Raw genomic sequence first — 14,308 nt, 5'->3', positions numbered from 1 at the left:
ACCGATCTGAAGTTCATTTCGGGTTCCACCGCCGGACAGAACCGGCGACTACAAACCGCGCATGACCTTCGACCGTCGCACGTTGTTCAAGGCAGGCGCATTCGGCACCGCCGCGGCGCTGGTGCCCTCGGGCGTCAGCCTCGCCAAGTCTGACCGCCCGGTCCTCACGCACGGCGTGCAGTCCGGCGACGTCACCTGGGACGGCGGGATCGTCTGGACCCGCGCGGACCGGCCGTCCCGGATGTTCGTCGAGGTGTCCAACGACCCAGGCTTCCGCTTCTCGCGCCGCATCCGCGGTCCGCTGCTCACCCCCGAGACCGGTGGCACCGGGCAGGTCAGGGTCAACCACCTCCTGCCCGGCCGCCCTGTCCACTACCGCGTCACGGCCGAGGACCTGCACGGCCGCACCTGCAGCGAGGCCGTCTCCGGCAGCTTCGGCACCGCGCCGATCGGGCGCGACGAGGTGCGGTTCGTGTGGTCCGGTGACGTCGCGGGCCAGGGCTGGGGCATCAACCCCGACATCGGCGGCATGCCGATCTTCAAGGCGATGGCCGCGAGGAACCCGGACTTCTTCATCCACAGCGGGGACAGCGCCTACTCCGACAACCCCCTCAAGGAGACGGTGACGCTGGCCGACGGCCGGATCTGGCGCAACCTCGTCACGCCGGAGAAGGCCAAGGTCGCCGAGACCCTCGACGAGTACCGCGGCCAGTTCGCCTACAACCTGCTCGACGAGAACCTCAAGCGCTTCGCCGCGCAGGTCCCCACGTTCGCGCAGTGGGACGATCACGAGGTCGTCAACAACTGGTACCCCGGCGAGATCCTGGAGCTCCCGCAGTACACCGAGAAGCGCGTGGACGTGTTGGCGCAGCGTGCTTTCCAGGCGTTCCACGAGTGGATGCCGATCGACCGGCAGCGCGCGGTGGACGGCCGGGTGTACCGCAAGTTCTCCTACGGTCGCAACGTCGAGATCTTCGTGCTCGACATGCGCACCCACAAGGACCGCAACACCTCGCCGAAGGACCAGCCCGGCGTGATCCTCGGCGCGCAGCAGGCGCAGTGGCTCGTCCGCGAACTGTCGCGCAGCACGGCCACCTGGAAGATCATCGCGGCGGACCTGCCGATCGGCCTCACCGTGCCGGACGGCACCGACATCGAGGGCGTTGCGAACGGCCTGCCGGGCGCGCCCAACGGCCGTGAGCACGAGATCGCCTGGGTGCTGCGCGAGCTCAAGCGCCGCCGCGTGCACAACACCGTGTGGCTCACTGCGGACGTCCACTACACCGCCGCGCACCACTACTCGCCGGACCGCGCGGCCGTCGGCGACTTCGACCCGTTCTGGGAGTTCGTGTCCGGCCCGCTGCACTCCGGCGCGTTCGGCCCGAACACGCTCGACCCGACGTTCGGCCCGCAGGCCGTGTTCGTGCACGCGCCGCCCGCCGCCAACACCACGCCGCTGGACGGCTTCCAGCACTTCGGCGAGGTCGAGGTGGGCCGCGACGGCGACCTCACGGTGTGGCTGCGTGACGCGACCGGCAAGTCGCTGTGGTCGACCACGCTGAGGCCGCAGCGACGCTGATCGCAAAAGTTTGCAAGACCCGACGTATTGTTTCCTGCCGTTTGCCGTGGTTTCGTGCAGCAACCCTGCAAGAAGTTGCGACAAGGAGGTCGCGATGCGTCGGGTCGTCGCCGCGCTCGCTGCATTGGTTCTACTCCCTCTCACACCCGTTCAGGCCGTTGCCGCACCACCGCAACGTCTGGCCGTGGGGGAGGTGGTGGATATCGCGCCCGGTGTGCGCGACGGGGACGCGAAGCTCGCGTTGCCGCCCAAGCGCGACGACCTGCGAGGTGAGCGCTTCTACTTCGTGATGCCGGACCGGTTCGCCAACGGGGACCCGCGCAACGACGGAGTGGGCTTCAACCCCGCTGACAAGGGCTTCTACCACGGCGGTGACCTCAAGGGCCTGCACTCGAAGCTCGACTACCTCGACGGCATGGGCATCACGGCGATCTGGATGACGCCGATGTCCCTCAACCAGTGGGTGCAGGGCGACTCGGCGGCCTACCACGGTTACTGGACCGTCGACTTCACCAAGCTGGACCCGCACTTCGGCACCACGCGGGAGATGCGCGACCTGATCAAGGACGCACATCGGCGCGGCATCAAGGTGTTCTTCGACATCGTCGCGAACCACACGGCCGACGTCATCAAGTACGCCGAGAACAAGACCCAGTACGTCAGCACGGGCGCGCAGCCGTACCTCGATGCTTCAGGTAAGCCGTTCGACATCGCGGACTACGCGGGCAAATCCACGTTCCCGAAGCTGGACGCCAAGAAGTCATTCCCGTACACGCCGGTGAAGGACGGGCCGACGAAGTTCCCGTTGTGGCTCAACGACTCCACGCTCTACCACAACCGAGGTGACTCGACGTTCTCCGGCGAGTCGAGCGAGCAGGGCGACTTCTCCGGCCTCGACGACCTGATGACCGAGCACCCGCGCGTGGTCAACGGAATGAAGGACATCTTCACCAGCTGGATCGACACGCTGGACATCGACGGCTACCGCGTCGACACCGTCAAGCACGTCAACCTCGAGTTCTGGCAGGCCCTCGCGCCGCACGTGCAGCAGTACGCGCACCGCAAGGGCAAGAAGGACTTCTTCGTCTTCGGCGAGGTCTTCGACTCGTCACCGGAGAACACCTCGAAGTACACGACGAGCGGCAAGATGCAGGCCACGCTGGACTTCCCGTTCCAGAGCAGCGCGGTGAGCTTCCTGTCCGGCAAGGGTTCCCAGCGCCTCGGTGAGGTGCTGCTGGACGACGACCGCTACACCGACGCCGACTCCAACGCGTCGTCGTTGCCGACGTTCCTCGGCAACCACGACATGGGCCGGATCGCCTGGATGATCCGCAACGACCGGCCGGGCATCACCGACGCCGAGCTGCTGGAACGGCTGAAGCTCGGCAACACCCTGATGTACCTGTGGCGCGGCAACCCGGTCGTCTACTACGGCGACGAGCAGGGCTTCGCGGGCACCGGTGGCGACAAGCTGGCGCGCCAGGACATGTTCGCCTCGCAGACGCCGGAGTACATGGCGGAGAAGCTGATCGGCAGCGACCGCACCGGCGCGCAGGACAACTACACCACCTCGCACCCGCTGTACCAGCAGCTCAAGGCCCTGGCCGCGCAGGTAGACCAGGACCCGGTGTGGCGCGACGGCAACCAGGTGCTCCGGTACGCCGACGCCGATGTGTTCGCGTTCAGCCGCATCCTCGGCCGCGAGCACCTCGTCGTGGCGAACGCCGGCACCTCGCCCGCGACCGTCACCGTCCCCGTCAGCTCCACCGCTTTCGAGAACGCGCCGGTCGAGAACGGCCGCGTCACGGTGACCGTGCCCGCGCTGTCCTCGTTGGTGCTCAAGGGAACGAGCGATGTCGCCAAGTCGAAGCCGTCGCCCGTTCTGATCGCACCCGCTGCCGGAACGGTGCTGGACAAGCGCGTCGAGATCCGCGCGGACGGCATCGGCGCGCCCAACGCGGCGGCCACGTTCGCCGCGCGGGTCGAGGGCACCACCGAGTGGACCGTGCTGGGCACCGACGACTCGGCGCCGTACCGGGTTTTCGCTGACCTGTCGGCACTTCCGGGTGCGGCGGCCGGCAAGCGCGCCGAGCTGCGCGTGGTGGCGAAGTCCGGCGAGATCGGTGCGGACGGGGCGTTCGTGACGCTCGTGGCCGCGCCGCCGGTGCAGCCACCCGGCACCAAGAGCCCCGACTGGCTGGTCGTGCACTACCAGCGGGACAACTACGACGGCTGGGGCCTGCACGTCTGGGGCGACGTCGAGACGCCGACCGAGTGGAACGCGCCGCTGCCGTTAGCGGGCGAGGACACCTACGGGCGCTTCGCGTGGATCAAGCTGAAGCCGGGCGCCAAGTCGGTCGGGCTCATCGCGCACAAGGGCGACGAGAAGGACACGTCTGTTGACCGGTTCGTCGACCCGAGCGTGACGCCCGAGGTGTGGCTGAAGCAGGGCCAGGTGCCAGTGCATCCGTCCGAGCAGGCGGCCACCGGCAAGGCGGTCGTGCACTACGTCGGTGACGCCACCGGCGCCGTTGTGCGCGTCGCCGGACGGCCTGACGTGCCGTTCTCCGGTGGGATCGCCGAACTCCCGCCCACCACCGACTTCTCCGTCGTGCGCGGCACGACCGTGGAAGCGACCGGCAAGTTCACCAGTGGCCACTCGTGGGTCGCAGGCGGGAAGGTCCACGCTACGAAGGCCGCCGCCGAGAACCGGGCGGTGATCCACTACAACCGCGCGGACGGCGACTACACGGACTGGACGATGTACCACTGGACGGGGTCGCTGGAGCCGTCACCGGGCTGGAACCAGTCGCGGGTGCCGGACGGGCGTGACCAGTTCGGCGTGTACTGGTCGGTGCCGCTCGCGCCGGGCGCGGCCGGGCTGAGCTACATCGTCCACCGCGGCGACACCAAGGACCCAGGCCCCGACCAGTTCCTCGACCTGGGGCAGAAGGGGAACGAGGTGTGGCAGTTGCAGGGCAACGAGACCTATCTGCTGCCGCCGAACGCCGGCCCGGCCGCGGACGACGACCTCACCAAGGCCAAGGCGATCTGGATCGCGAAGGACAAGGTCGTCTGGGACGTGCCTTCCGTGCAGTCCGACGGCTACCGGCTCGAATACGGCGAACGGGTGCTGCGACTGACGCCCACGACCGGAGAGGTGCCCGCGCAGTTCCCGCACCTCAAGGGCAAGCCGGTGTTCGCCGTGCGCGGGTTCGTCGACGAGGCGTTGCGGGACAAGCTCTCCGCTGTGCACGTCGACGCGGGCGGCGCGATCCGGCACCGCACGAGCGTGCAGATCGCGGGCGTGCTCGACGACCGGTTTGCCGCCGCGGCAACGAAACTGACGTTCGGGCCGAGCTTCGACCACGGCCGAGCGTCGATCCGGTTGTGGGCGCCGACCGCCACGGACGTGAAGCTGCGCCTGTTCGACGAACCCGCGGGTGAGCCCAAGAAGGTCGTGCAGCTCAAGCGCGACGAGGCCTCGGGATCGTGGTCCGGCGCCGGCGACTGGAAGAACAGGTACTACCAGTTCGAGGTCACCAACTGGCAGCGCACGGTCGTGGTCACCGACCCGTACTCGGTGGCGCTGTCGGTGAACTCGACGCACTCGCAGTTCGCCGATCTGAAGGACGCCAAGTCCATGCCCGGTGGCTGGTCGAAGGACGTCGCTCGCGGTATCGGCGGTGCCATCACCGAGCTGCACGTGCGGGACTTCTCGATCAACGACCAGTCCGTCCCGGCGGCGGATCGCGGCACGTACAAGGCGTTCACGCACCGCGACTCCGTCGGCATGAAGCACCTCAAGACGCTGGCTGCCGCCGGTATGGACACCGTGCACCTGCTGCCGACGTTCGACATCGCGACGATCCCCGAGAAGCGCTCGGACCAGGCCACGCCCGCGTGTGACCTGGCATCGCTGCCCGCGGACTCGGACCAGCAGCAGGCCTGCGTGGGCGCGGTGGCTTCGAAGGACGGCTTCAACTGGGGCTACGACCCGTTCCACTACGACGTGCCCGAGGGCTCGTACGCCACGGCGGACGCGCAGAACGGCTGGGCGCGGTCGAAGCAGTACCGCGAGATGGTGAAGTCGTTGCACGACAACGGCAACCGCGTGGTGGTGGACGTGGTCTACAACCACACGGCGGCGTTCGGCGACGCGCCGACCTCGGTGCTCGACAAGGTCGTGCCCGGCTACTACCAGCGGCTCAACCTCGACGGCTCGGTCGCGAACTCCACGTGCTGCGCGAACACCGCGACCGAGAACGCCATGATGGGCAAGCTCGTCGTCGACTCGGTGGTGCGCTGGGCACGCACGTACAAGGTCGACGGGTTCCGGTTCGACCTGATGGGCCACCACCCGAAGGCGAACATTCTCGCGGTGCGGGCGGCGCTGGACGCGTTGACCGTCGAACGGGACGGCGTGGACGGCCGCAAGATCGGTGTCTACGGCGAGGGCTGGGACTTCGGCGAGGTCGGCGGCAACGCCCGGTTCGAGCAGGCCACCCAGGCGAACATGGCCGGGACGGGCATCGGCACGTTCAGCGACCGGCTCCGGGACGCGGTGCGCGGCGGTGGGCCGTTCGACGACGACCCGCGCGTGCAGGGCATCGGCTCCGGCCTGGCGGGGGACGTGAACTCCTCGCCCGCCAACGGGGATGTCGCCGCGCGGCTGGAGAACTACAGCGACCTGGTGAAGCTCGGCATGGCGGGCAACATGGCCGCGTACCGGTTCCAGTCGACGGCCGGGCCGGTGGTCTCCGGCCGGGACGTGAAGTACAACGGGTCTGCTGCCGGGTACACCGGTCAGCCGCTGGAGGCGATCACGTACGTCGACGCGCACGACAACGAGACGTTGTTCGACGCGTTGACCTACAAGCTGAAGCCGGAGACGTCTGCTGCTGATCGCGTGAAGATGCAGACGGTGGCGCTGGCGCCGGCGTTGCTCGGGCAGGGGCGGCCGTTCGTGCACGCGGGCACCGAGTTCCTGCGCTCGAAGTCGTTGGACCGCAACAGTTACGACTCGGGGGACTGGTTCAACGCCTACGACCCGTCGTTGCGCGACAACGGGTTCGGCCGCGGGTTGCCGCCCAAGGCGGACAACGAGTCGAAGTGGCCGTACGCGAAGCCGTTGCTGGCCGGGCCGAAACCGTTGTCCGCGGACATGAAGGCCTCGCTGGACGCGACCTTGGAACTGCTGCGCATCCGCCAGTCGTCGCCGTTGTTCTCGCTGGGCAGCGCGGACCTGGTGCAGCAGAAGGTGTCGTTCCCCGCCGCCGAGTCGGGCGTGATCGTCATGCACCTCGACGACACGGTCGGGCCGGACGTGGATCGTGGTCGCCGAGGCCTGCTCGTGGTGATCAACCCCTACCCGACGGACAGGTCCGTTGCGCTGCCTCCGGGTGACTGGAAGCCGCTGACCAGTGAAAAGCGGGCCGGTGCCGCGCGCTCGGTCGTCGTGCTGGAAAGGTAGTCCCGCTCACAAATAGTTTCGATTTAGATAATCTGATACCTTAGTGCCCATGGGCACGACGAGGTGTACTGACCTGATGATGCTGCTGCATCTGACGGGACACGCGCTGGAGACAGAGCTGACGGCGAGGCTCGCGGAAATCGGATTGACCCCGCGAGCCCGCTGCGTGTTGTCTGGCGCGCTGGACGCGGAGCGCACGCAGTCCGAGATCGCCGAGCTGGCCAGCATCGACAAGACCACGATGGTCGTGACGCTGGACGCGCTCGAAGCCGCCGGTTATGCCGAGCGCAAGCCGTCCGCGGTGGATCGCCGTGCGCGCGTGGTCGTCGTGACCGAGTCGGGCCGGGAGATCGTGGCGAAGGCCGATCAGGTCGTGGCCGATGTGTACGAGAGCGTGCTGGGGTCGTTGCCCGACGATGAGCGTGATGGCCTGGTCAAGGGCCTGAGCAGGCTTCTTGAGGGCCGGCTGAGTGCCCTCGTGCCGTGTGACAAGCCGCCGCGCAAGCGTGCTCTGCGTCATGCCGTCGGATAAAAGATAGTCCCGTACAAAACTATCTGCTACGGTTCCTCTTATGGAATCAGGGGGACCGAAGACCGACTCGCGCTGGCTGGCGCTGATCGTGCTGTGCGCGGGCATGTTGATGATCGTGCTGGACCAGACGATCGTGAACGTCGCGCTGCCCGCGATCGAAGAAGACCTCAAGTTCGGCCAGGCCGGTCTGGCCTGGGTCGTCAACGCTTATCTGATCGCCTACGGCGGTCTGCTCCTGCTCGCGGGTCGGCTGGGCGACCTGATCGGGCACAAGAAGGTGTTCCTGATCGGCCTCGGCGTCTTCACCGTCGCATCGCTGTTGTGCGGCCTGTCGTTCAACGCCGAGATGCTGATCGTTTCTCGTTTCGTGCAGGGCGCGGGCGGTGCACTGGCCACGTCCGTGACGCTGGGCATGGTCGTCACGATGTTCCCGAAGCCGGAGGAGCAGCGGCGTGCCATCGGCGTGTTCAGCTTCGTGGCGGCGGCGGGTGCGTCCATCGGCCTGTTGCTCGGCGGCGTGCTGACGGACGCGATGTCGTGGCACTGGATCTTCTTCGTGAACATCCCGATCGGCATCGTGGCTGCGATCGCGGCCGTGCGGCTCGTGCCCGACTCGGAGGGCCTCGGCCTGCGCGAAGGCGCGGACGTGCTGGGCGCGCTGCTGATCGTCGCCGCGGTGATGCTCGGGGTGTACACGATCGTCAAGGCGGAGCAGTACGGCTTCGGCTCGGTCCACACGCTGGGTCTGGGCGCGGTCGCGGTGGCTCTGCTGGCCGGGTTCGTCCTGCGTCAGCGGACTGCTGCGAAGCCGCTGCTTCCGTTGCGGGTGTTCCGCTCCCGCAACGTGACCGGCGCGAACCTGGTGCAGATCTCGATGGTCGCCGGCATGTTCGGGCTGTTCTTCCTCGGCACGCTGTACATGCAGCTCGTGCTGTCGTACACGCCGTTGCAGATCGGTCTGGCGTTCATGCCGGTTGCGGTCGCGATCGGGGTGTTCTCGGTGTCGCTGTCGGCACGCCTGAACACCCGCTTCGGCGAACGGAACATGCTGATCGTGGGCCTGTTGTTCATGCTGGTCGGCATGGTGGTGTTCACGCAGGTGCCGGTCGACGGCTCGTACCTCGCGAACATCCTCCCCGCTGTCGCACCGCTGGGCATCGGCCTCGGCCTGTCGTTCCCGGCCCTGATGACGCTGGCGATGTCCGGCGCCGCGCACGACGAGGCCGGCCTGGCCTCAGGCCTGGTGAACACGACCGCGCAGGTGGGCGGCGCGCTGGGCCTGGCCGTCCTGGCCACGACCTCGACCACCTACACGTCGTCGCTGCTGGCGTCCGGTGTCGGGCGGCTGGAGGCGCTGACCTCCGGCTTCCACCTGGCGTTCTGGATCAGCGCGGTGCTGGTGGCCGTGGCGCTGGGCCTGGCGGTGTTCGTGCTGCGGCAGGTCACCGTTTCCCGCGATGCGGAGCCGGTGCTCGTGCACTAGTGCTCGGCCAGCTCTTCGCGTTTCCGGACGTCCTCGGTGCGCAGGATCGTGAACTTGCGGTCCTGCGCTTTGAGGACTTTCAGGAAGCCGGGGCTCGTCTCGAACACGTAGACGTCCTCCGCGTCGTTGATCCGCTCCTTCGGCACCCACGGGGTGCTGACCACGGCCGCAACCGCGAGGGCCGACCCGGCCAGCAGCCAGACGAACCACTTGAGCAGCCAGCGAGCGTTGCGGATGGCGACGAACATGGCCGCGCCGATGACCGCGGCGGCCGGGGCCAGCCACCAGCGGTGGTAGGTCAGGGTGTGGGAGACCATCAGGGCGACCAGCACGGTCAGCGTGAGCAGGGCGGTCGTGCTGGCGCGCTCGGGGTCCTTGCGGGTGCGGAAGTAGAAGTAGAACGTGGCCGGGGTGACGATCATCAGCAGGACGGTGCTGATGCGATCGTCCGCCATGAACGTGCCCAGGAACAGGCCTGGGGCGTCGTCCAGTTCCAGCGTGTGCAGCAGGGCGAACGCGGTGTGCCAGTTGTAGTGGCTCACGGCCAGGAGCCTGAGGAGAACGAACAAGACGGCGGCGCCCGTCAATGCGGAGCCGGTGTGCTTTGCACTCACAGCGCAGAACTATGGCGCATGGTTCTGGAACACTCGCAGTGTGCTGCGGGCAGGCAAGTACAAGTGTCCCTACTGCAACCTCGCCTGGGACGACCGGGATCCCGGCGTCGCGCGGTCATACCCGCCCGGTGAACCCGAGAAGGTGCGGTACTGGTGGATTCCTGAGATCGGGGACCTGCGCACTGATCCGGACGCGATCTTCCATCCCGTGTGCTTCGCACAGCACAAGGGTGTGCCCGCCTTGGTCGCCCTAGTGCACAAGCACGACTCCATAGGACGGAGCCGTCCCAAGCTCACGGCACGGGTGTACGGGAGCCGCCGGTGACCGAACTGGTGTGGTGGAAAGCTGGCGGCGTGGCGAACGTGGTGTGTCCGGCGTGCGGCAAGGTCCTGCCCCTGTCCGGCCCGTGCGTCGCGCGCTGGTCGCCTGATTCGTTCGACTACGTGATGTTCATCGAGGACCTGCGCACCGCCGAGCCGTCGTTCATGCACGCGGAATGCTTCGCGGAGGTGAGGGGCTACCGCAGGCTGGTCCGGCTGATCGTCCACCGCCGCGATGACGAGGTCCGGCGCAGGCTGTATTGAACCGGTGGCTACCCTTGTCGCCACATCCCGTACCTGGTTTGAGGAGCTTTCCGTCGTGTCCGAGCGCACCCTTGTTCTGGTCAAGCCCGATGGTGTTGAGCGTGGTCTCGTTGGCGAGGTGATCGCCCGCATCGAGCGCAAGGGGCTGAAGCTCGCCGCTCTGGAGCTGCGTACCGCCGACCGCGCCACTGCTGAGCAGCACTATGCGGAGCACGATGGCAAGTCTTTCTACAAGGATCTGGTCGACTTCATCACTGGGGGGCCGTTGGTTGCTCTCGTTGTTGAGGGGACTCGGGCTATTCCTGCGTTCCGTCAGCTTGCTGGTGGGACTGACCCGGTGGAGAAGGCCACTCCTGGGACGATTCGGGGGGATTTTGGGCTTGAGGTTCAGTACAACCTCGTGCACGGGTCTGACTCGGCTGAGTCGGCTGAGCGGGAGATCAAGATCTGGTTCCCGAACCTCTGAGGTTCGACGTTGGCGTGTGCGCCGGTTCCGTAGGTGGTCCGGTTGCATTGGGCCGTTCCTGTTGCGTGCGTTTTCCTGGGGCGCTGCCCCAGACCCCGGCAATCTGATCAGGGGGTTGGCGCCGCACGTAGGTAGATGGCACGCCTGTTGCTTAGGGCGGCTGCCTGTTGCGTTGGTGGTTGCGTTGGCGGTGGGGTCCCCGTCACGAGTCGCACGGGAGGCGGCCACACCGGGGTAGGGATGTCAAGCGGACGAAAAGCGTGTCCGCTTGACATCCCTACCCCGGCGCGGCAACAGCATCCATGCGACTCGTGACGGGGACCCCACCGCCGGGTCTGTGTGACTAAAGGCCAAGACGGCTCGCCTACGGCATCGCGGTTGTTAGTTGCGGCGCGGGCTTGAGCCGAGGCCGCCTGCGTTCGCCCCGTTGAGGACTGTTCCCTCCGGGTAGCCGAGCGGTAGGTACATCCAGACGTCGTCCCAGCGTTCGTGTCCTACGGCGATGGCGTTGGGCATGCGGCCGCATTCGCGGAAGCCGAGGCTTTCGTACAGCTCGATGGCGCCGTGGTTGTTGCCTCGCACGCCGAGCGTGGCGATCTCGAAGCCGTTCTCGCGGGCGTGCTCCACGAGGCCCTGGACCACCCGCTTGCCCAGCCCTAGGCCACGGGCGGAGGGGTGGGCCATGATCTGCTGGATTTCTACGCGGTGCTGGAAGACGGCGGTTGAGCCTCGTCGCCACAGGCCGACGGCTTGGGTCACGCCGTCTACCTGGGCCGCGGTGAAGGCGGCGTTGCCGTCTCGGACCTGTTTGAGGACCCCGTCCAGCCATGCGGAAATGCGGTCGCGCGTGGGGGGCTCGTGGTAGCCGACGGCGCCGCCTGCGGCTACTACGTCGTGGACGACGGTGTGGATCTCGGTGCGCAGGTTGTCGTCGGCTTCTGTCAGCCACCGCAGTTCGATCTCCGGCATGCGGCGATCGTAATTGCGTCGAAAATTGTCAGACCCCTTGGCTAACGTCGGGTGGGTGGAGAACCTCGTCGAGGCCAAGGCGCTGACCAAGCACTTCGGCACGTTCGAAGCCGTGCGCGGCATCGACGTCGAAGTGCGCAGAGGTGAGGCGTTCGGGTTTCTGGGGCCTAACGGGGCTGGGAAGTCCTCGACCATGCGGTTGATCTCGTGTGTTTCCGGGCGCACGGGTGGTGAGCTGCGGGTTTTGGGGATGGACCCGGACGTTGACGGGCCCAAGATTCGGGCGCGGCTTGGGGTGGTGCCTCAGCTCGACAATTTGGACACCGAGTTGACGGTTCGGCAGAACCTGCAGATCTACGGGCGGTACTTCGGGATGTCCCGGCAGAAGTGCCGGGAGAAGGCTGCTGAGTTGCTGGAGTTCGCGCAGCTGACGGACAGGGCTGATCACGAGGTCGAGCCGTTGTCCGGTGGGATGAAGCGGCGGCTCACCATTGCTCGGTCGTTGGTCAACGATCCTGAGTTGCTGCTGCTCGACGAGCCGACCACAGGGCTGGATCCGCAGGCGCGGCATCTGTTGTGGGACAGGCTGTTCCGGCTCAAGCAGGACGGCGTCACGCTGATCATCACGACGCACTACATGGACGAGGCTGAGCAGCTGTGCGATCGGCTCGTGGTGATGGACGGTGGGCGGATCGCGGCTGAGGGGTCGCCCAGCGAGTTGATCAGCCGGTACTCGACCAAGGAAGTGTTGGAGCTGCGGTTCCAGCCTGGGGCCGAGAAACCTGACCTGGCTCGGTTCGCGGATCGGGTGGAGGTGCTGCCGGATCGGTTGTTGCTTTACACGCAGGATGGCGAGCATGCGCTGACCAAGGTGCATGAGCACGGGGTTCAGCCGGTGTCGAGTCTGGTGCGGCGCAGTTCGCTGGAGGACGTGTTCCTGCGGCTCACGGGCAGGACGCTGGTGGACTGATGCAACAGACGATGAGGGCCGCGTGGTTCGGCTTCGAGAAGCACTGGACTTGGTACCGGCGCAACTGGCGGGCGACGGCGGTGTCGAGCTTCTTGACGCCGGTGTTGTTCCTGCTTGCGATCGGGATCGGGTTCGGGTCGCAGGTGCAGTCGACCGAGCTCCTTGGTGGCGTGCCGTTTCTGCAGTACATCACGCCTGGGGTCATCGTCGTCACGGCTCTGCAGGGGGCCGCTTTCGAGTCGACGTACGCGATCATGTCGGCGTTCGTGTGGCAGAAGACGTATGTGGCCATGGTGGCCACGCCGATCACGCCCGCCCAGGTGTTCTTCGGGCAGGTGCTGTGGGTTGGGGCGCAGTTGTTCGCGCGGTCAGTGGTGTTCTTGGGCATCGCGGCTGTTCTTGGCGCGGTCACGGGTCCCGCCGACCTGCTGTCGATCCCGGCGGCGACGTTGGCGGGGCTGGCGTTCAGCTGTCCGTTGATCGCTTACAGCGCGACGTTGGACAAGCCGGACGGCTTCACCACCATTTTTCGGTTCGTGCTCATCCCGATGTCGCTGTTCACCGGCGCGTACTTCCCGGTCAGCCAGCTGCCGGACTGGTTCCTGCCGCTGGTGTGGATCACGCCGGCGTGGCACGGGATCGAGCTCGCGCGCGGGGCGGCGTTCGGCACGCTCGGTCTTTTGCCGGCGTTGGGGCACGTCGCTTATCTCGTGGCGCTGACCGCTGTCGGTATCGCGTTCGCCGTCCGCTTTTACCATCGCAGGCTGGCGGTGTGAGATGACCCAGACCCTCAATCGCGCGAACGACGCGGTGCCCGCGAGCGTCGGGCTGTTGTGGCGGGTCATTCCGCCGGGGTTGTACGGCGGGCGGGCCGGGATGCTGGTCGAGCGGGCCGCGATCGTGAACCGGCGGGCCTGGTTCGTGCTGTTCGGCGGGGCGTTCGAGCCCGTGTTGTTCCTGTGGTCGCTGGGGCTCGGCTTCGGTCAGATGGTGAACTCGGTGGCGGGGCCGGACGGGCGGCCGATCAGCTACGCCGCGTTCGTGGCGCCCGCGCTGCTGGCGGCGAGTGCGATGAACGGGGCGGTGTACGACGCGACGTTCAACGTGTTCTTCAAGTTCAAGTACGTGAAGTTGTACGACGCGATGCTCACGACGCCGATGGGGCCGCTGGACATCGCGATCGGCGAGATCGCCTGGGCGCTGCTGCGGGGTGGCCTGTACTCGGCCGGGTTCCTGGCCGTGATGCTCGGGATGGGGCTGATCGCCTCGCCGTGGGCGTTGCTGGCGCTTCCCGCGGCGCTGCTGGTGGCGTTCGCGTTCGCCGCGGTGGGCATGGCGGCGACGACGTTCATGCGGTCGTGGCAGGACTTCGACCTGGTGCAGCTCGCGGTGCTGCCGTTGTTCCTGTTCTCGACGACGTTCTACCCGCTGTCGGTCTACCCGGGCTGGCTGCAGGTCGTGGTGTCGTGGACGCCGCTCTACCACGCGATCGAGCTCATGCGGGGTCTCACGCTGGGCGTCGTGAGCTGGGGCATGCTCGGTCACGTCGCGTATTTCGCGGTGTTGTCGGCCGTGGGAACGGTGGTGGCGGCGAGGCGTCTGGGGAAGTTGTTGCTGGACTGACCGCGATTCGGCTC

12 protein-coding genes are annotated in these 14,308 nt (G+C 67.1%); 10 read left to right on the top strand and 2 right to left on the bottom strand.

Annotated elements, in window-relative coordinates; translation table 11 throughout:
• Window positions 1-61: 61 nt before the first annotated feature.
• The 4 genes from ACIA8G_RS18475 (at window position 62) to ACIA8G_RS18460 (ending at window position 9,067) form a co-directional block, all read left to right on the top strand.
• The gene (locus ACIA8G_RS18475) at window positions 62-1,579 is read left to right on the top strand and encodes an alkaline phosphatase D family protein (protein ID WP_396419740.1); all 1,518 of its coding nucleotides are present in this window, start codon (window positions 62-64) and stop codon (window positions 1,577-1,579) included.
• Between the two features lie 94 nt (window positions 1,580-1,673).
• On the top strand, window positions 1,674-7,052 hold the full coding sequence (pulA, locus tag ACIA8G_RS18470; protein WP_396419739.1) for a pullulanase-type alpha-1,6-glucosidase: 5,379 nt from the start codon (window positions 1,674-1,676) through the stop codon (window positions 7,050-7,052).
• Window positions 7,053-7,128: 76 nt separating this feature from the next.
• A complete protein-coding gene (locus ACIA8G_RS18465) occupies window positions 7,129-7,584 on the top strand; it encodes a MarR family winged helix-turn-helix transcriptional regulator (protein WP_396419738.1) in 456 nt (151 codons plus the stop codon).
• Between the two features lie 40 nt (window positions 7,585-7,624).
• Window positions 7,625-9,067: a DHA2 family efflux MFS transporter permease subunit gene (locus tag ACIA8G_RS18460; protein ID WP_396419737.1), complete on the top strand. Its 1,443-nt coding sequence runs from the start codon at window positions 7,625-7,627 to the stop codon at window positions 9,065-9,067.
• Here ACIA8G_RS18460 and ACIA8G_RS18455 read toward each other — a convergent pair.
• On the bottom strand, window positions 9,064-9,609 hold the full coding sequence (locus tag ACIA8G_RS18455; protein WP_396419736.1) for a hypothetical protein: 546 nt from the start codon (window positions 9,607-9,609) through the stop codon (window positions 9,064-9,066). The genes ACIA8G_RS18460 and ACIA8G_RS18455 overlap by 4 nt on opposite strands.
• Before the next feature lie 112 nt (window positions 9,610-9,721).
• Here ACIA8G_RS18455 and ACIA8G_RS18450 point away from each other — a divergent pair, with 112 nt between their 5' ends.
• From ACIA8G_RS18450 to ndk, 3 genes are read left to right on the top strand one after another with little or no spacing between them, the layout of a single operon-like run.
• Window positions 9,722-10,006, top strand: coding sequence for a hypothetical protein (locus ACIA8G_RS18450; RefSeq protein ID WP_396419735.1), 285 nt, complete (start codon window positions 9,722-9,724; stop codon window positions 10,004-10,006).
• Window positions 10,003-10,266, top strand: a complete 264-nt coding sequence (locus tag ACIA8G_RS18445) for a hypothetical protein (RefSeq protein WP_396419734.1) — start codon at window positions 10,003-10,005, stop codon at window positions 10,264-10,266. Before ACIA8G_RS18450 ends, ACIA8G_RS18445 begins: the two co-directional genes overlap by 4 nt.
• A gap of 55 nt (window positions 10,267-10,321) precedes the next feature.
• Complete coding sequence (gene ndk / locus ACIA8G_RS18440) at window positions 10,322-10,732, top strand: nucleoside-diphosphate kinase (protein WP_396419733.1); 411 nt, start codon at window positions 10,322-10,324, stop codon at window positions 10,730-10,732.
• Window positions 10,733-11,113: 381 nt separating this feature from the next.
• Here ndk and ACIA8G_RS18435 read toward each other — a convergent pair whose 3' ends face one another.
• Window positions 11,114-11,701: a GNAT family N-acetyltransferase gene (locus tag ACIA8G_RS18435; protein WP_396419732.1), complete on the bottom strand. Its 588-nt coding sequence runs from the start codon at window positions 11,699-11,701 to the stop codon at window positions 11,114-11,116.
• Between the two features lie 55 nt (window positions 11,702-11,756).
• On the opposite strand from ACIA8G_RS18435, the gene ACIA8G_RS18430 reads away from it, so the two are divergent.
• Genes ACIA8G_RS18430 through ACIA8G_RS18420 form a run of 3 tightly spaced genes read left to right on the top strand, consistent with a single transcriptional unit; the run spans window position 11,757 to window position 14,294 of the window.
• Window positions 11,757-12,671 carry an ABC transporter ATP-binding protein gene (locus tag ACIA8G_RS18430; protein WP_396419731.1) on the top strand — a complete coding sequence of 305 codons (915 nt, stop codon included), beginning with the start codon at window positions 11,757-11,759 and terminating at the stop codon, window positions 12,669-12,671.
• Complete coding sequence (locus tag ACIA8G_RS18425) at window positions 12,671-13,447, top strand: ABC transporter permease (RefSeq protein ID WP_396419730.1); 777 nt, start codon at window positions 12,671-12,673, stop codon at window positions 13,445-13,447. The genes ACIA8G_RS18430 and ACIA8G_RS18425 overlap by 1 nt, the downstream gene beginning before the upstream one ends.
• Before the next feature lies 1 nt (window position 13,448).
• Entirely contained in the window at window positions 13,449-14,294 is an 846-nt protein-coding gene (locus ACIA8G_RS18420; RefSeq protein ID WP_396419728.1) for an ABC transporter permease, read from the top strand.
• Window positions 14,295-14,308 lie beyond the last annotated feature (14 nt).

It is taken from the genome of Lentzea sp. NPDC051213 (assembly GCF_044455585.1).
Classification (GTDB): domain Bacteria; phylum Actinomycetota; class Actinomycetes; order Mycobacteriales; family Pseudonocardiaceae; genus Lentzea.
The sequence above is the reverse complement of the archived record's forward strand: the minus strand, read 5'-3'. Positions and strand labels throughout refer to the sequence as shown.

Excerpts from the sequence above, each read along its gene's own strand:
- ACIA8G_RS18475 (WP_396419740.1), top strand. The coding sequence starts at position 62 with ATGACCTTCGACCGTCGCACGTTGTTCAAGGCAGGCGCATTCGGCACC.
- pulA (WP_396419739.1), top strand. The coding sequence starts at position 1,674 with ATGCGTCGGGTCGTCGCCGCGCTCGCTGCATTGGTTCTACTCCCTCTC.
- ACIA8G_RS18465 (WP_396419738.1), top strand. The coding sequence starts at position 7,129 with ATGATGCTGCTGCATCTGACGGGACACGCGCTGGAGACAGAGCTGACG.
- ACIA8G_RS18460 (WP_396419737.1), top strand. The coding sequence starts at position 7,625 with ATGGAATCAGGGGGACCGAAGACCGACTCGCGCTGGCTGGCGCTGATC.
- ACIA8G_RS18435 (WP_396419732.1), bottom strand. The coding sequence starts at position 11,701 with ATGCCGGAGATCGAACTGCGGTGGCTGACAGAAGCCGACGACAACCTG.
- ACIA8G_RS18425 (WP_396419730.1), top strand. The coding sequence starts at position 12,671 with ATGCAACAGACGATGAGGGCCGCGTGGTTCGGCTTCGAGAAGCACTGG.
- ACIA8G_RS18420 (WP_396419728.1), top strand. The coding sequence starts at position 13,449 with ATGACCCAGACCCTCAATCGCGCGAACGACGCGGTGCCCGCGAGCGTC.